The sequence below is a fragment of the Alteromonas sp. ABV2_168 genome (genome assembly GCF_056161165.1).
The window spans coordinates 486,958-509,930 of record NZ_JBSWYQ010000001.1 but is presented as its reverse complement, the minus strand read 5'-3'; the positions used below and the strand labels follow the sequence as shown (position 1 = coordinate 509,930).

Annotated in this window: 17 protein-coding genes and 1 tRNA gene; 8 read left to right on the top strand and 10 right to left on the bottom strand. The window is 49.7% G+C overall.

Annotated features, from left to right (window positions below; translation table 11 throughout):
• Positions 1-45: 45 nt before the first annotated feature.
• On the bottom strand, positions 46-3,336 hold the full coding sequence (locus tag ACXAH4_RS02270; protein ID WP_474848811.1) for a S41 family peptidase: 3,291 nt from the start codon (positions 3,334-3,336) through the stop codon (positions 46-48).
• 113 nt (positions 3,337-3,449) lie between these two features.
• On the opposite strand from ACXAH4_RS02270, the gene ACXAH4_RS02265 reads away from it, so the two are divergent.
• Positions 3,450-4,193 carry a sulfite exporter TauE/SafE family protein gene (locus ACXAH4_RS02265; protein WP_474880547.1) on the top strand — a complete coding sequence of 248 codons (744 nt, stop codon included), beginning with the start codon at positions 3,450-3,452 and terminating at the stop codon, positions 4,191-4,193.
• A 4-nt stretch (positions 4,194-4,197) separates the two neighbouring features.
• Here the strand turns inward: ACXAH4_RS02265 and ACXAH4_RS02260 are convergent, their stop codons facing one another.
• The 5 genes from ACXAH4_RS02260 to mutY form a co-directional block, all read right to left on the bottom strand.
• A complete protein-coding gene (locus ACXAH4_RS02260) occupies positions 4,198-4,440 on the bottom strand; it encodes a DUF2798 domain-containing protein (protein ID WP_474848304.1) in 243 nt (80 codons plus the stop codon).
• A gap of 120 nt (positions 4,441-4,560) precedes the next feature.
• Positions 4,561-5,832: an MFS transporter gene (locus tag ACXAH4_RS02255; protein ID WP_474880545.1), complete on the bottom strand. Its 1,272-nt coding sequence runs from the start codon at positions 5,830-5,832 to the stop codon at positions 4,561-4,563.
• 438 nt (positions 5,833-6,270) lie between these two features.
• A tRNA-Phe gene (locus ACXAH4_RS02250) sits at positions 6,271-6,346 on the bottom strand.
• A 170-nt stretch (positions 6,347-6,516) separates the two neighbouring features.
• Entirely contained in the window at positions 6,517-6,789 is a 273-nt protein-coding gene (locus tag ACXAH4_RS02245) for an oxidative damage protection protein (RefSeq protein WP_474864499.1), read from the bottom strand.
• Positions 6,790-6,836: 47 nt separating this feature from the next.
• Positions 6,837-7,877: an A/G-specific adenine glycosylase gene (mutY, locus tag ACXAH4_RS02240; protein ID WP_474880543.1), complete on the bottom strand. Its 1,041-nt coding sequence runs from the start codon at positions 7,875-7,877 to the stop codon at positions 6,837-6,839.
• Positions 7,878-7,957: 80 nt separating this feature from the next.
• On the opposite strand from mutY, the gene ACXAH4_RS02235 reads away from it, so the two are divergent.
• From ACXAH4_RS02235 to arcA, 6 genes are all read left to right on the top strand, one after another.
• Positions 7,958-8,653 (top strand): alpha/beta fold hydrolase, encoded by a 696-nt coding sequence (locus tag ACXAH4_RS02235; RefSeq protein WP_474880541.1) that lies wholly within the window; start codon positions 7,958-7,960, stop codon positions 8,651-8,653.
• Between the two features lie 124 nt (positions 8,654-8,777).
• Entirely contained in the window at positions 8,778-9,497 is a 720-nt protein-coding gene (gene trmB / locus ACXAH4_RS02230) for a tRNA (guanosine(46)-N7)-methyltransferase TrmB (RefSeq protein WP_474880539.1), read from the top strand.
• 21 nt (positions 9,498-9,518) lie between these two features.
• Complete coding sequence (locus tag ACXAH4_RS02225) at positions 9,519-10,607, top strand: methyltransferase (RefSeq protein ID WP_474841641.1); 1,089 nt, start codon at positions 9,519-9,521, stop codon at positions 10,605-10,607.
• A gap of 108 nt (positions 10,608-10,715) precedes the next feature.
• A complete protein-coding gene (gene glgA / locus ACXAH4_RS02220; protein ID WP_474880537.1) occupies positions 10,716-12,140 on the top strand; it encodes a glycogen synthase GlgA in 1,425 nt (474 codons plus the stop codon).
• Between the two features lie 88 nt (positions 12,141-12,228).
• Positions 12,229-13,890 (top strand): sensor histidine kinase, encoded by a 1,662-nt coding sequence (locus ACXAH4_RS02215; RefSeq protein ID WP_119502848.1) that lies wholly within the window; start codon positions 12,229-12,231, stop codon positions 13,888-13,890.
• 129 nt (positions 13,891-14,019) lie between these two features.
• Positions 14,020-14,727, top strand: coding sequence for a two-component system response regulator ArcA (arcA, locus tag ACXAH4_RS02210; RefSeq protein ID WP_474880535.1), 708 nt, complete (start codon positions 14,020-14,022; stop codon positions 14,725-14,727).
• Positions 14,728-14,836: 109 nt separating this feature from the next.
• Here arcA and pmbA read toward each other — a convergent pair whose 3' ends face one another.
• Entirely contained in the window at positions 14,837-16,168 is a 1,332-nt protein-coding gene (gene pmbA, locus ACXAH4_RS02205) for a metalloprotease PmbA (RefSeq protein ID WP_474880533.1), read from the bottom strand.
• A 71-nt stretch (positions 16,169-16,239) separates the two neighbouring features.
• On the opposite strand from pmbA, the gene yjgA reads away from it, so the two are divergent.
• The gene (gene yjgA / locus ACXAH4_RS02200; protein WP_474880531.1) at positions 16,240-16,791 is read left to right on the top strand and encodes a ribosome biogenesis factor YjgA; all 552 of its coding nucleotides are present in this window, start codon (positions 16,240-16,242) and stop codon (positions 16,789-16,791) included.
• A gap of 59 nt (positions 16,792-16,850) precedes the next feature.
• Here yjgA and tldD read toward each other — a convergent pair whose 3' ends face one another.
• From tldD to ACXAH4_RS02185, 3 genes are read right to left on the bottom strand one after another with little or no spacing between them, the layout of a single operon-like run.
• On the bottom strand, positions 16,851-18,293 hold the full coding sequence (gene tldD / locus ACXAH4_RS02195) for a metalloprotease TldD (RefSeq protein WP_474841649.1): 1,443 nt from the start codon (positions 18,291-18,293) through the stop codon (positions 16,851-16,853).
• The gene (locus tag ACXAH4_RS02190) at positions 18,286-19,110 is read right to left on the bottom strand and encodes a carbon-nitrogen hydrolase family protein (protein WP_474880529.1); all 825 of its coding nucleotides are present in this window, start codon (positions 19,108-19,110) and stop codon (positions 18,286-18,288) included. Before ACXAH4_RS02190 ends, tldD begins: the two co-directional genes overlap by 8 nt.
• Positions 19,103-22,969: a YhdP family protein gene (locus ACXAH4_RS02185; protein WP_474880528.1), complete on the bottom strand. Its 3,867-nt coding sequence runs from the start codon at positions 22,967-22,969 to the stop codon at positions 19,103-19,105. The genes ACXAH4_RS02190 and ACXAH4_RS02185 overlap by 8 nt, the downstream gene beginning before the upstream one ends.
• Positions 22,970-22,973: the final 4 nt, after the last annotated feature.

The following is a 22,973-nucleotide window of genomic DNA, read 5'->3' as shown; positions in this document are numbered from 1 at the left end:
TAACTGGCCAAAAAGTAAACTAAAGTATAGACCTGCTGCTCTGTCCTACGGCCGGATATCATGCGCCGGTGTGCGGACATCCGGCAGTGTCTCCCCTTCCAGCGGGTTTACCGGATTCAGTTTTATCTGCTCTTTTAAATAGCGGATTGCAGCGTCCAGCTGAGCGTCTTTTCCGTTAAATGTTGCATACGGAAGATTATCGACTTCCCTGTCCGGACTGATCCCCCGCCCTTCAGTTATCCAGCGTCCGTCTGCAGCAAATACAGGAAACTCAGCCACCCGCGCCATACCATTATCGGCAACGCGGTTGCGTCCGGTAAGCCACACACCGGCACCTGCGGTCTGCTTGCCGATAACCGGAGCCAGGCGCATTGCTTTTACTCCGGCAGTGAAAGTTTCGCCATCTGAATAGGTAAACTGATCGGCCAGTACCACAAGGTGACCACGGAATGTTTGCTGCATGTTTGTGCCCACGCTACCGGTAGGATACTGCCAGAACATCCATACCCGCCGGAGCAGCTTCTCCAGGATCATGCTGTCCACGTTACCACCACGATTACGCCTGACATCAATGATTAAGCCATCCTTTTTATACTGGGCATAGAACTCCCGCGCAAACGACGCGACATCATTACCCCCCATTGCATAGAGGTGCAGATAGCCAATATCAGCATCTTCCTGATTCACTTTTTCGCTGTTCGCCAGTACCCAGTCACGGTAGCGCTGTGCAAAATCTGTATTCACATCTGTCGGGGTAACAACGGTTTTCACTACTTCCTCATCCCGTTTCAGTGTCAGCAACACCTGCTTGCCGGCGGTGTTCATGAGCGCCCGTACTACGTCTGCACGGGTTTGTGTTTCATGGCCATTCACCGCAAGGACAATGTCGCCTTCTTTCGCATCGGTACCAGGCTTTGCCAGAGGTGGTGCCTCTGCCGGAATTTCACTGTCGTAACGGTAAATGTGGGAAAGAAGTACACCATCAGCGGTGTCGTCAAGGATGCCGCCCAACATGGCCGCTTTGGCTGCATTTTTATCTTCCGGCATTTCACCGCCCCGCACCTGACTGTGTAACGCATTGAGCTCTCCCATCATCTGGGCAAAAACGTCATTCAGTTCACTCCGGTGTGTTACACGTGCAAGCAGCGGAGCGTATTTTTTTTCTACCTGTTTCCAGTCGAGCCCCCGCATCGCCGGATCGAACAGTGACTCCCTGTGCATCAGCCAGGCATCATGGAACATCTGCGCCCATTCCTGCTGCGGCGTAATGCGCATTTGCCAGCCTGCTGTATCGAGTTGCTTACCTGACAAGTCTTTCGGAAAACTGGTACTGGCAGGCACGATATACATGTGCTTATTGCCCTTACCCTGTTTGTGTACAAACAGGGACTTTCCGTCTGCGGATAAGGCATAACCGGCCACACCGGAGGTCACCGCCTTCAGCTTACCGTCGTGCTTAATTGCCATCCCTTTCAGCACGGCTGCGCTGCCACTTTGTTCCGTTACAAATAAGGTTGAGTCAGTCATAGTCAGATGACCGTAGTTAGCCGGACTGACTGGCACCTGCCAGAGTCTCGAAGTCAGGCCATCCCATTTTACAACGGAGCCGGACTGCTCACCTTCCTGCTCTGACCCCGTTTCATCTTTTTCTGAGCCTTTAATTTTACGGTTCAGCTCGGTTGGCGCGGCAAAACTGAAATCACCGTTACCGGTAAGATCAAGAGCAAAAATTTGTGTCGGTTTGTCAAAGGCAGTCCCCATGGCACGGTCGCCCCAGGGATTCGACGGTGAAGCAACAAAATGCCGGTCAGACAGAAAATAAAGCCACTGACTGTCTGCACTGAACGCCGGAGAGTAAGACTGGTATTTATCCGATGTTACTTCCATCCCCCGCTGTTCAGCCATGGCATACAGATAAATACTGTTGCGCTCGTTACCTAAAATATTACGGCTGACAGCCAGCAGTTTGCTGTCCGCAGACCACACCAGGTCCGGGGTGGCAAACAATCCGTCACTGTCGTCCAGTACCGTGGACACCGTGCTATCAGAAGTATTGAGAACCTGAACCTTTCCCTCATTGTCGTCGAAGGCAAGCCACTTACCGTCAGGTGAAAGGGATAACTGCCAGCGAAACGCATCACCATTTTTTGTGAGTTGCTCAGCCTGGTCAGAACCATCTGCTGCAAAACGCCAGATCTCCGTTTCACCGCTGGCGTCGTTTAATGCATAAACCCACTTCCCGTCATGACTGAGCAGGGCTTTCCGGCTGCGTGAATCTTCCGGCGTATCCACTTCAACCAATCTTGAACCATCTGTTCTGGCAATAGCAATGCGGCCTCTGGCCGTCAGCACAACAGCATCACCAGATTGCGCGAAGGCCGTATTGGTAAGGAACTCAAGAGGCGCATTGTCCCAGTGTTCCCGCAGGTAGGGAAAATCTGAAATCAGCTGAACCGGTACAATTTCGCTGCTGCCTGATGACAAGTCTTTCAACACTAAATCCGCACCCTGCTGGTACACAATCCGGTTGCTGTCGGCACTGGCACCGCGTACCGTCCAGTCTGCTGTTCCGGATTCTTTTCGCAAAGATTTACCGTCGGGAGTCATCGACCAGAGGCTGTCCGGGCCATCCTGGTTACTGATAAAATAAATGCGGTTGTCTGCCAGCATTGGGGTGCGTACAGAACCGTTATGGTCTGCTGTTAACCGCTCAGCCTCCAGCCCGGAATGCAGTTTCCATCGCCAGAGTTCACCTTTTGCTCCACCCTGATAATAGTTTGCATTGTCGCCAGAAACCTGTAAGCCAAAACGAACAAAGTAGAGCCACTCACCTTTGTCATCAATGACCCCCTCTACGGCATCAGCGAGAGGTAAAGTAGAGACCTTGCCAGAGTCCGGCTCCAGCAGTTTAAGAACATAATTATTGGCTGGTCCTGTATGGCTGTTCGTGCTGTAAAGGAGCGCGCCGGATGTCGTCCACTGGTGCAGTTTAACTGCCGCATTTTCGAAGGTGGCACGCTTTGCTACACCACCACTCACAGGTTTTATGTAAACTTCTGTCGTGCCTTCATAGTTAGCAACAAATGCCAGTTGTGTGCCATCAGGAGAAATAACCGGCTGGGTTTCTTCTGCCCGTTGGGTAGTTAACCTTGTCGCTCCAAACTGACCGCCATTCTTAGTGTTCAAATCTACAGACCAGAGATCGCCTTCAGCGTTGAATATCAGCTGGTCATTATGCAAAACCGGTTCACGGTAATACCCCGGAGCCGCCATGGCCTGCGATACGGAGAGGGCAAGCAGCACTGCTATGCCACACGTGAGTCGTTTGCTCTTCATTCGTTTCATGGTTTGTTCCCTGTTGTAAGTGCTTTATAATTTATTTTTTCATCCCCGCCTCAACGCTGACGCTTTTATTCTTCGTCAGAGAAGTCAATCTGAGGAGCTTCTTTTTGTTTATCGAACAACTTTCGTTTACAGACATCAGCATCGTGCTGGCAATTGGCTTTATGGTCGGTCTGGCCAAGGCCGGCATCCATGGTACATCTCTGCTGTCAGTTCCCTTACTTGCCATACTGTTCGGCGGAAAAGGTTCGTCAGGCATCATGCTGCCAATGCTGATTGCGGCTGATATTTTTGCAGTCTATCACTATCACAGACACGCAAACTGGCAGTTTCTGATGAAACTGTTTCCTCCTGCGATTGCCGGAGTATTGCTTGGCACGTGGCTGGGCGACCACATCGACGACGGTATGTTCATGCGGGTCATGGCGGTGATTATTTTCGCCAGTGTGGCGTTAATGCTATGGCTGGAAAAGCGAAAGGCCGACGTGCCTGATAATACAACGTTTGCTGTGCTGACCGGTGTCATGGGGGGATTCACCACTATGGTAGGCAATCTGGCCGGCTCTGTGATGGCTGTTTACCTGCTGAGTATGCGGTTACCCAAAAATGTATTTATTGGTACTGCTGCCTGGTTTTTCCTTGTCATCAACCTGTTTAAAGTCCCTTTTCATGTTTTTGTGTGGGAGACCATCAGCTGGGAAAGCCTGAAATTGAATTTGCTCGCTCTGCCACTCATCATTGCAGGGGTATATTGCGGGATCTGGCTGGTAAAACGTATCAGTGAAGCTCACTACCGCTGGCTGGTTATTATCATGACCTTACTCGCAGCACTGGCGCTATTGCCGGGTTAACCCTTCACCTCTGCGCGGTCACCTCTGTTGCCACAAGGCGCATAACAATACGCTTTACCACCGGCGACACCACCATAATCACCGGAAAAGCGATGGCAAACGTCAGCGGCCAGGAGTTCAGCCAGCTAACAATCAGCACGTCTGTAAAACCGATATTAATTGTGGTTACTACCAGCGACATAATGCCGGACATGAAGAAAGCCATGAATAATGCAAAAACCACCGGTGCATAACGGGGATGAATCATAATAGAAGAACCTTTGAAATAAAAAATGAAGAGATGCGTGTTGCAGTTCATCCAAGTATATCACAGACTCTGGTGTAAATTTGAGCCGATACTCTCTTAAGGTAAAACGGGCTGTATTTATCAGTGCTTCATCTGTTCAGGGTAGCGGCCCAGTGTAATGATTAATCCGGCTCCTGTTGCAGAGAGTATGGCCACAGCATGTAACGTGAAATCATAGCTGCCAGAGGCATCAAAAGAACGGCCAAAGACGAATGGCGCCAGCCCGGCTCCCACCGAAAAGAAAATATAGAGAAAGCCATACAGCGAACCGTAATGCGCCAGCCCGAAGTAGCGGCTGATGAGATACGCCATAATATCCAGTTCAGCACCTGCCGCGAGGCCCACAATCAGAGCAGCAATCATAATTTCCATCTCATTAAGAAGCGGTTGCTGCAAAATGATTGCAGACACCAGAGGCATACCTAAAAAGAGCGCTGCAACCGCAGGTGCCCAAACCTTGTCCATAAGAAAACCTGCCAGCAGCCGGCCGGCGATAACACTGATACCGATATATCCGGCAAAATGCGCGGCATCACTTACTGACAAGCCCCGGTCAGTCAGGATAGGAACCAGATTGGTAATAACCCCGGAAATACCCACTGCCACACATAATAAAGCTATGCAAAGGGCCCAAAGTTTATAACCCTTCAGTGCCTGTTTAAGACTGAGTCCGGATGGGACTAAATTTGTGTCTTCCGCTTCAGAGGAAGAAGCCCCGACGACATTAGCCCTGCCCGCTTCACGAAAGAAAAGCAGCAGCGGAACATATGCGATGACGATGACAGTGATACCCAAAAGCGCGTAGGCATTACGCCAGCCAAACTCTGTAATCAGCCAGGCTGTATAGCCGGGTGCGACAGCCGCTGCGATGCCGGTTCCCATCAGAGTCAGCCCCAACGCCAGTCCTCTGGCACGGTCAAACCACCCGTTCACAACTTTCGTCCAGGTTACGGGTAATGTGCCGGCGGCCAACACAGACATCACCACCCAACCTGTATAAAACATCCAGATTTGTTTGCCTGTAAAGGAGAGCCCGATCAGACTCAGTGCAAAAAGTGGCTTTGATACCAAAGCCACAGCCCTTGCACCAAAACGATCGATAACCAGGCCGGTAAGCGGTGCTGTGATCACCGCAGCTAAAATCATGATACTTATTCCGAGCTGAATTTCCCCCCGACTCCAGGGCATGTCTGCATCTATCGCCGCAACAAACACGCTGTTCGTGTAAAAACAAACCGATGTGAGTCCGCAACCGGCACCAATCAACGCAGCCAGCAGCACTTTGTAGCCTTGTTTGAATTCTTGTGAAGCAGAAGACTGAGCGTTTTTTACAGAAGCGGATACAGATGACATGAACAACCCTTAAGTGAGTAGCCGGAGATACTAAAAGCAATAACCTTACTCCCGAGACTATCCCCCGCCGCACGGTGCCACTATGATAAATATCAATCCGGCACTGCTATTAGCGGTGCGCCATAAGCATTAAAATTTGCTGACGGTCAAAGAAGGCCAACCAGAATTGATTGCCGGGCCGATAGCTGTAATAGTGATGATTATCTGAGCTATGCTTAACGTTCAATGAAAGACGGAGACAGGAATGAAAACCTGGGAAGAGCATAAAAAGCAGATGGCAGCTGATGAAAGACGGGAATGGATTCTGGCTCTGGCAGTCACAGCGGTTATTTTTCCGTTCATTGCCGTGCTTTTCATTTTTTAGGTAAGGCACCGGAACGGATGGTATTTTCAGGTTCCGGAATCAAAAAAGCCCCGCTTACGCGAGGCTTCTAAGAATGGTGCCCAGAGGCGGGATCGAACCACCGACACGCGGATTTTCAATCCGCTGCTCTACCAACTGAGCTATCTGGGCGAAACTTGGTAGCGAGGAGACTTTTTAAAGCCTGTCCTGCTGTGGGTGCGTATTAAACGGATTTCCGAGCTTCAAGTCAACCGTTTTTCTGCATATTTTTTTCAACTGCGCATTAGTTGCGCAATTCAGAGAAAAAAACAGCAACCCGTGCATTTTTCAGCCGTTTAACACTACTTCTTCGGGGGGACGTAGCCTTCGATGGTCGGCTCAACCCCTTCGAACAAAAAGGCCTCCATCTTTTCTTCCAGGAACTTTCTGTCTGTAGGTTCCATCATATTCAGCTTTTGTTCGTTAATCAGCATGGTTTGCTTTTTCTGCCATGCGGCAAAGGCTTCTTTAGAAATATTGTCAAAAATACGCTTTCCCAGTTCGCCGGGATAAAGCTGAAAATCCAGTCCGTCTGCGTCTTTATTCAGGTGCTGGCAAAATACTTGTCTGCTCATGGTGTCTCCTTAAGCCGGGCTGACAAACCCGCGAATGTGGGCATAGTCTAAAGGAATTGTTTTATTTGCGAGATAATTTTTTGCGTGGGTGCTGCAGTACCTACACCTAAAGGCTCATCAAGATTAAACCAGCGCTGATTATTTTCCTCAACCCGCTGCTGCTCAATGCCGTCAGCCAAAATCAACCAGGGCTGAATATCCAGATGAAAATGACTGAAGGTATGCCTGAAAGGCTCAAGCGCTTGCATTTCGCCCACACTCACCGGTAACTCATCTGTCAGTTCTGTGACCGCTTTATCTGTTTCTATAAATCCGTACAATCCGCCCCAGAGGCCGGCCGGAGGACGCTGCGCCATTAACACACTGCCGTGATAAAGCACTGCCACCATAGACGTGGTCCGAACAGGCAAGACTTTCTTTGGCTTTTTACCTGGAAACTCGCCTTGCCGTCCCTGCGCAAAGGCCAGGCAATCTGTTTGCAACGGACACGCATCGCAACGGGGCTTTGAACGGGTACATATCATGGCCCCTAAGTCCATCATGGCCTGAGTGTAGTGATTACAACGTTGCTCAGGGGTATTCGCAGCGGCATATTCCCATAGCTGATTCTCCACCGGCTTTTGTCCCGGCCAACCTTCCACGGCATAGAACCGCGCCAGTACCCGTTTAACATTGCCATCAAGGATTGGATGATTCTGACCGCAAGCGATAGACAATACAGCACCGGCAGTAGAACGGCCGATGCCGGGTAAAGCGACAACCTCATCAAGGGTAGCCGGAAACTGGCCATGATATTGCCCGGCGATAATGCCTGCCGCTTTATGAAGATTGCGGGCTCTGGCGTAGTACCCCAATCCCGTCCAGTGATCCAGTACGGCATCCTGCGATGCATCTGCCAGGTCATTTACCGTAGGAAAACTATTCATAAAGCGCTGGTAATAAGGGATGACTGTTGAAACCTGCGTTTGCTGGAGCATGATTTCCGACACCCATACCCCATAGGGCGTGATATTCTGCTGCCAGGGAAGATGTTTACGGCCATGCACATCGAACCAGTCCAGTACACGTTCTGAGAATTGCTTTGTCATTTAGGCTATTTATTCACTCTTTCTGCTACACCGCTATGATAACATGCCGCGCTGAATACCAAAGTTAAGCAGGTTTAAGCGTGTCACTTCCTACATTATTCCTTCCGGGCACATTGTGTGATGAAAGAGTGTGGTTGCCGGTATGGCAGAAACTGCAGGTTCATCAGCGTCGCTACGTACCTTTGCAGTGGGCTTCTTCTATGGATGAGATGCTGGCTTTGACCACCGACCGTGTTCTGGCAGGTGAAAAAGTGCACCTTGCCGGCTTTTCCATGGGCGGTTATATCGCTGCACGCTGGGCGATTGATAATCCTGACAGCGTTGCATCACTGACGATGATCGCCAGCTCTCCTTACGGTTTAACTGCAGAAGAAGAAAAACGCCGTGCCCAACTGGTCACTATGTTGAAAAAAGGCAGTTTCAAACCTGACAGCCCGGCCTACATTACCCGCTTTGTTCACCCTGACCACCAGAACAACCCCGATGTAGCCGGTGTTGTGCAGGACATGGGGAAAGATCTCGGTGCGGCCACCTTACTGGCTCACACACAAGCGACCACGCCAAGACCAGCGCTGACAGACAAACTGAAAGCCTGCTCCTTCCCTGTTCATATCATTGCCGCCGCTGACGACCAGGTAGTCACAGCCAGTGTACTTAAACACGCCGCAGAAACCATTCCTTCAGCCTCATACACGCCGGTACCCGGCGCCGGCCACATGTGTCTTTTAGAGCAACCGGACACTGTGAGCCGTATTTTACAGTCGATTGTGGACTAATCCGGCGGATTTCACAGCAGTACCACAGTAATTGCAGTAAAATTAACCACTCTATATTGCAATCACCCGGGCAGCGGGCATAATGCCGCCCCTGTTTAACCGGTAATAGTGCGGACACGAAAAAATGGGTCAATACAAAAATCAGGAAGAGGCGGAAGCCGCCGGCGTTTACATCAGCAAGGTACGCAGCTTTGTTAAACGTGAAGGCAGATTAACCAAAGGACAGGCTAAAGCGCTGGAATCTTTCTGGCCAACCATGGGCATTGAGTTTGAAGATGAAATGCTGTCTTTACAGGATCTTTACGGTCGCGATGCGCCGGTGGTGCTGGAAATAGGTTTCGGAATGGGCAAATCTCTGGTAGAAATGGCAGAGAACGACCCGCAATCAAACTTTTTTGGTATTGAAGTACATCGTCCCGGAGTAGGCGCATGTTTATCGGAAGCCGGTGAACGAGGCCTGACGAACTTACGTGTCATGGAATACGACGCGGTAGAAGTGTTTAAGAAAATGATCCCTGACGGCAGCCTTGCCCGGGTTCAACTCTACTTTCCTGATCCATGGCATAAAAAGCGTCACCATAAACGTCGTATCGTACAACCTGAATTTGTACAAATGGTGCGTGAAAAGCTTGCTGTCGGCGGTAAATTCCACATGGCGACAGACTGGGAACCTTACGCTGAGTATATGGCGGAAGTGATGAATGCGGCTCCCGGCTATGAGAATACCGCGACAGACGGAGACTATGTGCCCCGTCCGGACTACCGGCCAATAACGAAGTTTGAAGTCCGTGGACAAAAGCTTGGCCACGGTGTGTGGGATCTCATATACCAACGTACAGAATAATAAAATAACCGGAAAACACACATGCTCAGCCCGCAAAGCCAGTTAATGGAAAGAAACCTGGCACTTTTTGAAGAAGGTAACTGGTTGATTATCAACCCTGCCGACGCGTATTTTGCCGATCAGATAGATCACAGACCTGTGACCTTTCTTCACCAGTACTTCGACATTTTCAGTGAAAGTGTGCGGGTGATCCCCTGCTGTGAGTTCGACAGCCGCGATGTCAGTCATTCTGAGACCGGCTTTTGCATTGAACAAAAGACCGGCGCTCACCGCCATCTGTTTGCCCCGTTCATTCCGGCAGAAACCTGTTTTTCTGACATTCTGATTTATATGCCTAAATCAAAAGCGCACATGCAGATGTTGCTGGCCATGGCTGTCTCTGCGTTGCAGGAAGGCGGCCGCATTCACATTGTGGGTGAAAATAAAGGTGGCATTAAGAGTATCGGCAAGCTGATTGAAAAGACCGGTCCGTCACAGAAAGTAGACTCAGCAAGGCATTGTAGTCTGGTTACGGTGATGCCTGAGAAAGCGGGAACAGCGTTTAAGCCGGGGGACTGGATTGACGAATCAGAATTCGAGGTTCAGGGGATCCAATGGGAAGTCGTTTCCATGCCCGGCGTGTTCAGTCACGGTGAACTGGATGACGGTACCCGTATGCTGCTGGACAAAGGATCTGACCGTTTACGGGGTAAAGTACTGGATTTTGCCTGTGGTGCCGGTGTTATCGGTGCACATTTGCTCCGTCGCTTTCCCCATCTGGATATGACATTGCTGGATGTCAGTGCCCTTGCCATTTATTGCAGTGCCAGAACGCTGGCCGCCAATCAGCAGTCAGCAACACTGATTGCATCAGACGGCTTGCATGGCGTGAACAAATCTTTCTCACACATTGTCACCAACCCGCCGTTTCATACCGGCGTAAAAACAGATTACACAGTGACCCGCCGGTTTATTGAAGACAGCCGCCGCTGCCTGAACTCAAAAGGCACATTACAAATGGTTGCCAACCGGTTCTTACCCTACCCCGGACTGCTTGGTGATATTTTTCCGCAAACCCACACGGTGGCGCAGGATTCCCGCTTTTCATTGTATTTGAGTATTTGCGGATAGGCAGATTTTGAACTGTGTGGTAACGTTTACCATCACATAACCGGTGTTGATTTAACTGTTTGGTAAACAAAGCAGCGCCATTGCTTTGAGGTTGTCGGGAGTCTTGTTGTGAATATTGTTTTCGCCATTTCAGAAGTGGAAGATTTAGTCAAAACAGGAGGACTTGCCGACGTAGGAAAGGCATTGCCTCTGGCTTTACTGGATGCCGGTGAACAAATCAGCATCATCATGCCCTATTACAAGGCGATTGCGGACGAATATAAACTCGCCGATGCCTGTGCACAACAGACATTATTTGCCGAAGGTAAGGTATACCACTACAACATCAAACAGTTGTCCTGGCAGGGACTCAATATCTACTTTATTGACTATCCTGAATATTTCGCCCGCGATGGTTTATACAGCAGTACCTATGAAGCCTACCAGGACAATGCTGAACGCTTCAGCTTCTTTTGCGGAGCAGCGTTGAATGCATTGCAGGCTGTGAGTATTCAGCCTGATATTATCCACTGCCACGACTGGCACACGGCCATGCTGCCATTTCTGTTGCGCTTTGATCAGTCCGGCTACTTCAATCAGACGAAGACGGTTTTTACTATTCACAATGCAGCCTTTCAGGGCGTGCACAAACTGGACGACATTCCTTATCTTCGCCATCACCCTGCGATTTTGTCTCAGATCCACGGCGGCTACATCAATATGTTGCAGTCGGGCATCGAATTCGCCACCAAGGTAACAACTGTCAGTCCGAATTACGCAAAAGAGTTGCTTACAGACTTGGGCTCACACGGCCTGCACGACCGTCTGGTCATGCGCCAGCAAGATTTGTCGGGTATTCTGAACGGTTGTGATTACGGGCAATGGAATCCGCAGGACGACACCTATCTGCCGCAAAATTATTCTGCCGACACCTTACACGATAAGAAAACCTGCAAACTGGCGTTACAGGAACTCAGCCATTTACCTCAAAATCCCGATGTGCCGCTGCTGGGCATGGTGTGCCGTTTAACAGAACAGAAAGGCTTCGGTTACCTTGTCCCTATTTTGCAGGATTTGATGCACCACAACGTACAGATGGTCATTGTAGGTACCGGTGATCCCACAGTTTGTATGGATCTGGATGAGTTTGCCCAGAATCATCCTCAACAATTTGCCTTTATAAACGGTTTCAGTACCCACCACGCCCACCTTGTGGAAGCCGGCGCGGATTTCTTCCTGATGCCATCCCAGTTCGAGCCTTGTGGCCTGAATCAGATGTACAGCCTTGCTTACGGAACATTACCCATCGTGCGTTCAGTAGGTGGCCTGAAAGACACTGTCATTGACCAGTGTCAGGATAAAGAGAACGCGACAGGCTTTGTTTTTGATGCCCCGACACCAGAGGCGCTGCTGGCGTGTATCCGCCGTGCCCTGTTGTTCTATTATGAACACCCGGTGCAGTTCAGAGAAATGCAAATCCGTGGCATGCAAACCCGTTTCACCTGGGAAGCGTCAGCAGAATCTTACCTCGCACTCTACAGGACGATGATTTAAAGGATTAAATCACGGATGTTGCTTTATTTTTACGCAACTATAAGCCACTATTGAGTGAAGGGACGCGCTTAGAATAAGACACTGTTTAATGAGTCAGCACGCTGTGCAGCTATCAATACGTAGTTTGTTTTTGTGGATGGTTATGGCCATCGCCACAGCGTCTTTGCTTGTATCTGCGGGTCTGTCCGGCTACAACCAGGTGAATCATTACCGCGAAGCACAGCGCGAAGATGTCACTATCTTTATTGACTTACTCGCCGCCCTGTTTAAAGACGACCTTCTTAAAGTACAATCAGACAGAGATAAACGGTTACTGGGTAATAAACTTAAAAACCTGGCGGTTTCTCCTGATTTGCTCAACGTGCATATTTACCAGCAGGATATATCCGGTCAGCTCAGAATGGTGGCAAACTACACCAAAGAAGGCGAAACCCGCACCAGTTCGAAAGAGTCCTCTGTCAGTAATTATTTTCGTCCGGTTTACTCAAACGAAATCGTTGAAATTGCACGTGCTATCGAGAATGAAGATGCCTCAACGGCGGGGTACATCTATATTCAGGTGTCCACACATCGTCTGAATGAAAAAATCCAGCAGTCCATTTTGACGTCTGTCACCGTCATTATTCTGATGCTGGTGATCTGCTTTATTGTTTCTCTCAAAATGCAAAAGCTCATTACTGCGCCTATCCAGCGTCTGGGAGATTTTCTCAGTAAAACGTCCCGGCAAAGAGATTACTCCGCCCGTGCTGAACCCGGCAATATCAGAGAGCTGGCGTATTTATCTGAATCGATTAACGTAATGCTGAGTCGTATCCAGGAATACATGCAAAAACAAAAAATGGCGGAGGAGCAGCACCGTAAACTGAATGCCAGCCTGGAAGATATGGTGAGCCAGCGCACGAACGCGCTTAAAGATGCCAACCAGGAGTTAATCCAGACACTGGAGAAGTTACACCAGTTTCAACGACAAATCGTTCAGAACGAAAAAATGGCGTCACTTGGAGATATGGTTGCCGGTGTGGCCCACGAAGTTAACACACCAATTGGTCTTGGTGTTACGGCTTCCACCATGATGCTGGACAGATTGCACATCATTCAAAAAGAATTCGAGAGTAAAACGCTAAAAGCCAGTACAATGGCCAGGTTCTTAAATGAGAGTCAGGAAAACCTGAATATCATCTACCGGAACCTTAACCGTGCAGCAGAGCTGATTTCCAGCTTCAAACAGGTTGCGGTAGACCAGTCTTCAGAAAGTAACCGCAGATTTTGCTTTGCACAGCTGGTTAATGAGATACTGTTATCCTTACGTCCCAGATTAAAAAAGCTCCATCATGATATTCGCGTAGACTGCGATCCGACGTTATCAGTGGAGACCAAAGCCGGCCCTATCAATCAGATAATAATAAATCTGATCATGAATTCTGTCATACACGGCTTTGAGCATATAGAACACGGTGAAATAGACATCATTGCGGAAATGATGACACCGACAAAAATGAAATTAATTTACAAAGATAACGGAAAAGGCATATCGAATGATATCCGCAAACGTATCTTTGACCCGTTTGTTACAACTAAGCGGGGGCAAGGTGGTTCCGGACTGGGTATGCATCTGGTCTACAACCTGGTAACACAGGCATTGAACGGCACCATCTCAATTACCAGTGAAGAAGGAAACGGCGTGGAATTTATTATCATTTTCCCTGTCGAAAGCTCTGAAACCGGAAATTTACCGTTAAAAGGTGAATAAGCCCTTGTAAATTTTGTACAAATCCTTATACCGTTGACAAGTTATCCGATAAACGCTTTTAAAATAGTCACCCGGATATTAGAATTGTCAGAAGCTAGCTTAATCGATTGTAGAAGAGTGTAAAACACCATGCAGACGCCAAATATATTAATTGTTGAAGACGAAGTGGTAACGCGTACCACACTAAAGAGCTTATTCGAAGCTGAAGGCTACAATGTGTTTGAGGCCGAGAATGGCGATCAGATGCATGATTTCTTCGAAAATCACTCTATTAACCTGGTTATCATGGATATTAACCTGCCGGGCAAAAATGGTCTTATTCTGGCGCGTGAAGTACGCGACCGTAAGAATGTAGGTCTGATTTTCCTGACTGGCCGTGACAACGATGTAGACCGTATTCTGGGTCTGGAAATCGGTGCAGATGATTATCTGACTAAACCTTTCAATCCGCGTGAACTAACTATTCGTGCCCGCAACCTGCTTGCACGTACTACCAGTTCTGCAGAAGACGACGACTTACCAAGCCGCGTCAGCTTCAACGGCTGGATTCTGGATGGCGACAGCCGCTCTCTGATTTCACCAAGCAGCATGGAATTCCGTCTGCCACGCTCTGAATTCCGTGCACTGCACCTGTTCCTGAGCAACCCTGGCAAAATTCTTACCCGTGAACAGCTAATTATGGAAATGACAGGCCGTGAACTGCGCCCGAACGACCGTACTGTTGACGTAACCATCCGCCGGATCCGTAAACACTTCGAATCCGAGCCGAGCGATGAAGAGTTGATTGTAACCATCCACGGTGAAGGTTACCGTTTCTGCGGTTCTGTAGACAGCTGATAGCCCGCCGGGCATTAGCTTTCACATTCCACAGATGAAAAAATGCAGCCTCTGGCTGCATTTTTTGTGTCTGATGTTTCTGATACGGCTATTTGATTGAAGCCGGCAATCAGCTGCCGGCTATACGCATTTCACCAATCAGCACTGAGCCGGTTTGAACACCGCCGCGAAGCTCGCGTTCGGCGCCGATGGCAGCAATGTTCATAAACATATCTTTCAGATTACCGGCAATGGTCACTTCGTGAACCGGATACTGGATAATACCGTTTTCAACCCAGAAGCCGGCAGCACCACGGGAATAATCGCCTGTTACGGTGTTTACACCCTGCCCCATTAACTCTGTAACCAGCAGACCGGTGCCCATCTCTTTGAGCATCTCGGCATCTGACTGCCCGGTGTCTCCCACAATCCAGTTGTGAATACCGCCAGCGTGACCGTTTGAAATAACACCCAGTTTGCGTGCTGAATAGGTCGTGTAGAGATAGTGAGATAAACAACCATTCTCCACAATCGTCATGTCTTGTGTTGCCACCCCTTCAGCATCAAAGCTGGAACTGGCCAGCCCTGATTTCAAATGAGGCCTTTCTTCAATGTTCAGCCATTGAGGGAAAACCTGTTCGCCCAGCTTATCCAGCAGGAATGAAGAACGGCGGTACAGGCTGCCACCGCTGATGGCACTGACATAATGGCCGAATAATGAACTGGCAACGTCCTTATGCAACATAACCGGTACTTTGCCTGTGGCAATTTTACGGGCTCCCAGACGGGCGACAGTTGCCTCAGCGGCTTCACGGCCCACTTCTGCTGCAGGTTTAAGCAAATGCGCCTGACGGTTTACTGTATAGGCGTAGTCCCGTTGCATATCACCATTTTCAGAGCCGATCATCATGCAGCTCACGCTGTAACGACTGCTCGGATAGCCGGCGTTGATACCATGGGTATTACCGTACACCCGCATCCCCAGGTTTGCGTTATAAGATGCGCCGTCTGAGTTGGTAATGCGTTTGTCGTATGCCATGGCGGCCCGCTCAGCTTCAATGGCAATCTCAATGCCTTTTTGCGGGTCCAGTTCAATGGGGTGATACAATTCTAAATCAGGAAATTCAGTGGCAATCAGTTCTTTGTCTGCCAGGCCAGTGCACGGGTCTTCACTGGTATAACGGGCAATATCCACCGCTTTTTCTACCGTCAGTGCCAGCGCTTCCTTACTCAGATCCGCTGTAGACGCACTGCCCTTATGCTTACCGACATAAACGCTGATCCCCAGACCACCGTCGTTATTAAATTCCACATTTTCTACATCGCACATGCGGGATGACACAGCAATCCCCTGCACTTTCGACATACTGGCCTCGGCCTGCGTCGCGCCTTTTTTCAGCGCCATTTTAAGAACGTCGTCTACGACATTCTGAATTTCCGCAATTTGCTTTTCAATTTGCATAGTGAGTTTCGCTATTTCCGTCTGTATGTCACAATAACCGAATACTGCAGTGTAACATTTATGAGTGCCAAATGAGCGATAACAACCACCATTCTGATGAAGAAAACTTTTTTAATGAAATTGATCAGGATGATGAGAGTGAATTAATCAGTAAATCCGAACTGAAGCGTCTGTCTGCTGAACGTCAGAAGCTCGGAGAAGACCTGGTTAACTTAACGCCGGCCCACCTTGCCACCATTCCAATGGACGAAGAACTGGAAGACGCAGTGATGCTGGCGCGGAATATTAACCGCAAAAAAGATGGTTTCAGACGTCAGCTTCAGTTTATCGGCAAATTAATGCGCAGCCGGGATACCAGCGATATTGAAGCTGCGCTGGCAAAATTGACGCACGCACACCAGGCCAGCAATGCCGCGTTTCACGCGCTGGAAAAAGCCAGAGAAGCGGTAATTAATGAGGGTGATGACGCCATACAACGCCTGATGGAAGAGCATCCTGCCCTGGATCGCCAGAAACTGCGGCAGTTCCACCGTCAAATCAGGAAAGAGCGGGAGAACAACGCACCGCCAAAAGCCTTCCGCGAATTATTTCAGTACTTAAAAGAAGTGATTCACGAAGGATAATATAAAAAAGGCGCGATAAAAAATTTATCACGCCTTTTTTCATCAGAGCAGTTGAGCGCTTAAGCAGTACCACCTACGGTGAGTTCATCCACCTTCAGCGTTGGCTGACCGACGCCTACCGGCACGGACTGACCATCTTTACCGCACACACCGACACCGCGATCCAGCGCCACATCATTACCAATCATGGAAATTTTCTGCATGACTTCAGGGCCATTGCCAATGAGGGTAGCGCCTTTTACCGGTGCAGTAATTTTACCGTTCTCAATCAGATAAGCCTCTGCGCTGGAAAATACAAACTTACCGGACGTGATATCTACCTGACCACCGGCGAAGTTCGGTGCGTAAACACCTTTGTCGATTGACGCAATGATCTCCTGCGGGTCGTGCTCACCGGCCATCATGTACGTATTGGTCATACGTGGCATGGGTAAGTGCGCGAATGACTCACGGCGTCCGTTTCCGGTTGGGCTCACACCCATCAAACGGGCATTCATTTTATCTTGCATGTAACCTTTCAGGATGCCGTCTTCAATCAGCACGTTATGTGCTGACGGCGTGCCCTCATCATCTATAGAAAGAGAGCCACGGCGGTCAGCCATTGTGCCGTCATCTACCACTGTGACCCCTTTGGCAGCTACACGCTCGCCTATACGGCCGCTGAAAGTAGATGCACCTTTACGGTTGAAGTCACCTTCCAGACCATGGCCTACCGCTTCATGCAGAAGCACACCCGGCCAGCCGTTACCTAACACCACCGGCATGGTCCCGGCAGGGCTGGCGATCGCTTCCATATTCACCCGCGCCATGTGCAGTGCTTCATCGGCCAGGGTTTCGTAATAAGGCCGGCCGTCTTTATCTGTGGTGAAGAAGTCATATGAGTGGCGTCCGCCGGCGCCGGCACTGCCACGCTCCCTGCGATCGCCTTTTTCCATCAGTACTGAGCAGTTCAGACGCACCAGCGGACGAATATCTGCCGCCAGGGTGCCGTCAGTCGCAGCTACCAGTACTTCTTCATATACACCGCTTAAGCTCACTACCACCTGATTAATACCGGGCTCTTTTTGACGGATGTAAGCGTCCACCGATTTTAACAGCGCAATTTTTTCAGCGTCCTGCATGGCAAGCAAGGGATTGTTGTCTTTGTAACGGGTGATATAGCTGCCGGTTTCCAGTGACTGAACATGATGTTTACCACCGGAAGGAGCAATCGTGCGGGCTGCGCGGCAGGCGTCCAGCAGAGCCGTTTCATTGATGTCGTCAGAGTATGCAAAACCTGTTTTTTCACCACTGACTGCACGCACACCCACACCGCGCTCGATGTTGTAGCTGCCGTCTTTGATGATGCCGTCTTCCAGCACCCAGCTTTCATGCTGGCTGGACTGAAAATACAGGTCAGCATAGTCATTGTCATGGTGATAAATTTCACCCAGCGCTTTTTCCAGCGATGACAAATCAAGGCCTGAGTCTGTAAGCAGATGCGTTTTTACGTTATTAAACAAGTTGGCTCCTGAACCGGTTATGTTGGCTGACAGGCATATTCGCCTTCAACTTCACCCGATCGTTAATGTCTATTTTAGCACTTACCAGCCCGGTCTGTTCAGGCTCGCAGGCCAGAACATCCCCCCAGGGAGAAATCACCATACTGTGACCGTAAGTTTCGCGCTGGTTGGCATGAATGCCGGTTTGATTTGCGCCAGCCACAAAACACTGTTTTTCAATTGCCCGGCTACGCAAAAGCACTTCCCAGTGTGCTTCGCCGGTACGCTGCGTAAAAGCAGCAGGCAACACCAGAATATCGATGTCTCCCATTGCCGTAAATAAGCCGGGAAAGCGCACATCATAACATACTGCCAGACCAATACGCCCGACCTCTGTATCCACAACTACCACCCGGCTGCCGGGTTTCGTATATTTAGATTCCAGATAGGTACCGGTGCGATCATTTACCGCCACATCGAAAAGGTGAATCTTCTGGTATTCGGTTATCAGTTCGCCATCCGGCGAATAAAACAGGCAGGAAGCTGTAAACAGGTTTTCCTCAGAGGTTTTGAGCGGAATAGTGCCACCCGCCAGATAGCACCGGTATTTTGCCGCCATAGCACTGAGTGCCTGTTGAATTTTGCCTTCACCTTTTGCATCTGCGATCGTCAGTAATGTACCGTCACGGGTGCCGAAACAGGCGAAACACTCAGGCAGTACAACCAGACTGGTCACTTCGTCCGGGTCTGGCAGTAACGCAAGCTGAGACTCAACAAATTGTAAGTTCGCTTCGATATCCGGTCCGGATGTCATCTGTATTGCGACTACATTAACCATTGTTTACCTCCAGTTTGATGCGCTCCATGTCCTGGTCTGTGATGGGATCATCCGGCGATGTTGCCGGCCGCGTTTTCGCCGGCAGTGCGACTTCTTTGCTGTCCCTGCCCACCTCTTCAAATACCGGTTCACTTAAGCTGCCGGTAACATGGTAGTTCACATTTGATATGACTTTCGCTGATGTTAACACCTGGTCAAGTGCCAGTGCAGCCAGTGCGGTTGGCGGCGTGGCAAGGAAGTACACCAGGATAGGCAGGTTGCCGGTGACGTTAGGCGAAAACACCACATTGTAATTCAGCTGGTTTTCCACCAGATCCGTATAACCTTTGATGTTGATCTCACCGGCACCGCCATCAATTACAGTATCGCCGGTATACGCTTTGCCGTCAGCGATGGACAAGGTACCGCTCATATCATCATAAAAGAACCCCTTCGCGAACACATCACGGAAATCCAGGCTCAGTTTACGCACCAGTGAATTCAGACTGAAAAGGGTAAAAATACGGGAGCCTTTATCACTGACTTCGCTGAGATAACCGTCTGACAAAGACCACTCTACATCGCCTGTCAGGGTCTCCGCACTGAAATCCATGGGGGATTTTTCCCAGCTTAAATCAAAATTCATTCTGGCACCTGAGTCTTTAATGCCGCTATCGACGCCCCAGTTTTTCAGCATCATGCCCACATCATCACTTTCCAGCGAACCACCCAGTAAAGTGTTGTTGTCGTCGCCGTCAAAGACCCATTTTCCTTTTGCCGAAAACTTGCCATGCTTACTCACTGCACTAAGTTGCCGGATATCCAGACCAGACGTCGCTTTCGCTACATCCAGTGTTACCTCGCCTAAATCTTTGTCGAGGAATATGCATTGCTTACAGTGGAAGTAGACCGGCGGTAACGTATTCGCATCCCAGTTATGGGCCACGCCTTCATCTTCTGATTCCCAACTTTCAAAACGGATATAATCAGCTTCAACGGCAACGCCCCGCGCCAGCCAGTCATCATACAAATTCACCGTCGCTCTGGCTTCCGTGGCGTTAATATCCAGCATCCAGTTGTTGTTTTGCTGCTTGGTGGTAATTTTAGCGTTGTGCAGATTCTGACCGGCAATCACCAGGTTACCGGCATTAACGAAAATACGTTCCGGCACAGAAAATAACGCGTTTTTCTGCGTACCGGGTTCGCCGCCACTGCCCATGCCGTTTACCAGTAACTCGATGGTTTTGTACCAGTCCGTCACATTCACGACATCCATGGCGGCAGAGATACTGAAACCTATGCCCATGCCTACAAAGTCGCTGTCACCCAAAGCCAGGTGGGCGCGGGAAAACTGCATTTCCTGATGAGGCAGTACACCTTCGAAGCGCACATCATCACCTAAGCTGGCTTTCACCGTTGAGGCTTGCTCATTCCCTTCACTGATCACATTGAACAGTAAATCACTGTCTGCTGTTTTAGCAAAAGGAACTGGCAACTTTGAACTAAGGCCGGTTAACGGCGTAGTAATATTCGCACGGTAGCTGAATCCTTCCGGCGGAATACGCAATGCGACAACGGCCTGCCAGTGGGCATCACCGGATAAATAAGTGTCGAAGTCAGGGTTAAACTCAGCCAGCAGAGGATTAATGTTCCAGGTACCATCCAGCGACAGATCCACCAGATAATCTTCGTCTTCCTGCTTGCCGTCAAAAGATAAACTCACCGGCTGCCCGAGCAACGACGCCTCTAGATCGGTGAACTGTACCTTTTCGTTTTCAAAGGTGACTTTACCGGTAGCGCCGGCAAAATCCATTTTTACGCTGCTCACGTGAACATCGTTCCCGGGCAGGGTCACTTCCCCCCGGGCAATGACCTGGTTACTGTCGAAAGGAATTTCAAGATGTAAGCCGGCAGACAGGTCTCCCTTTATCTGCACATCTTTTTCCAGTAATCGTCCCAGCGAACCGGATAAACTGCTCTGCAGCATAAGCGAAGTGACATCCGCCCCTCTGGCATTACCCGTGGCATCGATAATCACTTTTGAGTCGCCCCTTAAGGCAGGGATCACAGCAGTCATATCACTTACAGCAACACCACCAAGTGTGCCGCCCGGACTGTGCATAGTCAGGCTGTCGTTCTCGAACAATAAAGTAAGGTCCAGCCCTTCCAGTGGCAGCCAGTCATCAGAGAAGCTGAAGGTGCTGCCGTTTACCTGTACTTTGGCCTGAAAAACCCCTTCATTGCCGCTGAAAGGAAACTCTGCCGGCTTACCCTGCCAGAGTATAGTGGCCCCTTCTATTTGCCCCGGCCCGACGAAAGCGCGGTTGAGAAAAGCCGTTGTGTTCTTGCCAATTACCGGACCAGGCAACAAGTCCTGTATATCTTTTACCGGACGGGACGCGATGTCAGCACTCACCGACAACTCCCGTGATGTGGTATCAAAACGGAATGCCGGTTGAAACGATAATTTATCCGACTGCACATCCAGTTTGTGGCTTTGGACAACCCAGTGATTGCCGTCATCAAGGGACTGCCGGTAAACAAACACTTTCCCTCTCAGCTTGCTTACCTTCACTGATTCCGGTAACAAATTATCGATGTCCAGGGTGCTGTCATCTGCGGATAACAACACCACACCTTGCTTCTTATGCCAGAAAATATCCATGTCGAGGTGAGAAAGCCCGGGCACATAGCCATCCTGATCCCAACTCACGTCAATGAGTTTTGCTGCCAGGTCGAACCCTTTCGGCTGCAGTTTTACCTGTAGTGTCGCCAGTTGACCACCCGGGTTGATATCGCGGATATTGTCATCGGCGGTATCGTCTGTGAACAGGGGTAATAACACCAGAAAAGGGTTCACCGGTGCCGGCTTCACCGTATTCACCAGTAATTCATTATCCGATACGGTCCCTACCAGGTCTGTTACCAGGCTCTGATCGTTGGCATCAAAAATAAGCTGGTCAACACGGAAGTGCCATTTGTCTTTAACCGGTTGCGCCTGAATGCTGCCGCCGCGGATCCCCGAGTTAAACACCAGCGCATCGTCGCCCCCCCACGCCAGCTTACTTTCGTGGAATTCGGTATAAAACGCACTGAAATGACTTTCTTTTACTTCAGCCCAGACTTCAAAATTCGCCCGGCTTTCACGCAACGGACGCCGTGTTGCCAGCAAGCCGCTAACCCAGGGAGAAATATCCAAATCCTCTGCCCGGGCGTACATCACGCCATCCAGTGAATCAGGGGTACCGGTGAGATCGAGAATAAAAGAAGCGGAGTTATTTGCCAGTTCCTGTACCCGCACAGCGCCGGTGCCCTGGTGACGCCGGTCTTTGTTGATCCAGCTCAGTGACTCCAGTTGCAGTACTTCCCGCTCATTATTGCGGGTAATCGCAACCTCACCGTCAGTAAGTGAAAAGCGCTGTAACTGCTCAAGGAAAAGGCTTTTAAGGGCATCAACGACAGGAAAATCACTCTCGCCGGCACCGTCAAAACGGTCGGCATCGATTTCGAGTGTCAGTGCGTCCAGAGTAAAGGCATTGGAAGACAACATCCGTAAGCGCAGGCTTTCCCAGAAGTCGATATCCATGTGGACTTGTTTAATGCCAAGCGCCACCGGAGAAGAGTCGCCGTTGGCGAGCACCACATCATTCAATACGATGCTTGGGCCTGATTTTTCCCAGTCAGCCTGAACGCTGCCGATTTTGAGATCGACTCCGTATTTTTCACTGACATAGTCTTCAAGCAGGTATTTTTTATGGTCGATATGAGGCAATGCGTAGCGCATAACGCTCAGCATGACAGCAAACAACACTAAAAAGACTGCCAGCAGCATCCACAGCTTTTTTACCAGCCAGGTGGCTACCTTACCTGCTTTACTCACTTAA

Excerpts from the sequence above, each read along its gene's own strand:
- pmbA (WP_474880533.1), bottom strand. The coding sequence starts at position 16,168 with ATGCAAATTGAAAAGCAAATTGCGGAAATTCAGAATGTCGTAGACGAC.
- trmB (WP_474880539.1), top strand. The coding sequence starts at position 8,778 with ATGGGTCAATACAAAAATCAGGAAGAGGCGGAAGCCGCCGGCGTTTAC.
- ACXAH4_RS02245 (WP_474864499.1), bottom strand. The coding sequence starts at position 6,789 with ATGAGCAGACAAGTATTTTGCCAGCACCTGAATAAAGACGCAGACGGA.
- ACXAH4_RS02190 (WP_474880529.1), bottom strand. The coding sequence starts at position 19,110 with ATGGTTAATGTAGTCGCAATACAGATGACATCCGGACCGGATATCGAA.
- arcA (WP_474880535.1), top strand. The coding sequence starts at position 14,020 with ATGCAGACGCCAAATATATTAATTGTTGAAGACGAAGTGGTAACGCGT.
- ACXAH4_RS02225 (WP_474841641.1), top strand. The coding sequence starts at position 9,519 with ATGCTCAGCCCGCAAAGCCAGTTAATGGAAAGAAACCTGGCACTTTTT.
- ACXAH4_RS02215 (WP_119502848.1), top strand. The coding sequence starts at position 12,229 with ATGAGTCAGCACGCTGTGCAGCTATCAATACGTAGTTTGTTTTTGTGG.
- yjgA (WP_474880531.1), top strand. The coding sequence starts at position 16,240 with ATGAGCGATAACAACCACCATTCTGATGAAGAAAACTTTTTTAATGAA.
- ACXAH4_RS02260 (WP_474848304.1), bottom strand. The coding sequence starts at position 4,440 with ATGATTCATCCCCGTTATGCACCGGTGGTTTTTGCATTATTCATGGCT.
- ACXAH4_RS02270 (WP_474848811.1), bottom strand. The coding sequence starts at position 3,336 with ATGAAGAGCAAACGACTCACGTGTGGCATAGCAGTGCTGCTTGCCCTC.
- ACXAH4_RS02255 (WP_474880545.1), bottom strand. The coding sequence starts at position 5,832 with ATGTCATCTGTATCCGCTTCTGTAAAAAACGCTCAGTCTTCTGCTTCA.
- mutY (WP_474880543.1), bottom strand. The coding sequence starts at position 7,877 with ATGACAAAGCAATTCTCAGAACGTGTACTGGACTGGTTCGATGTGCAT.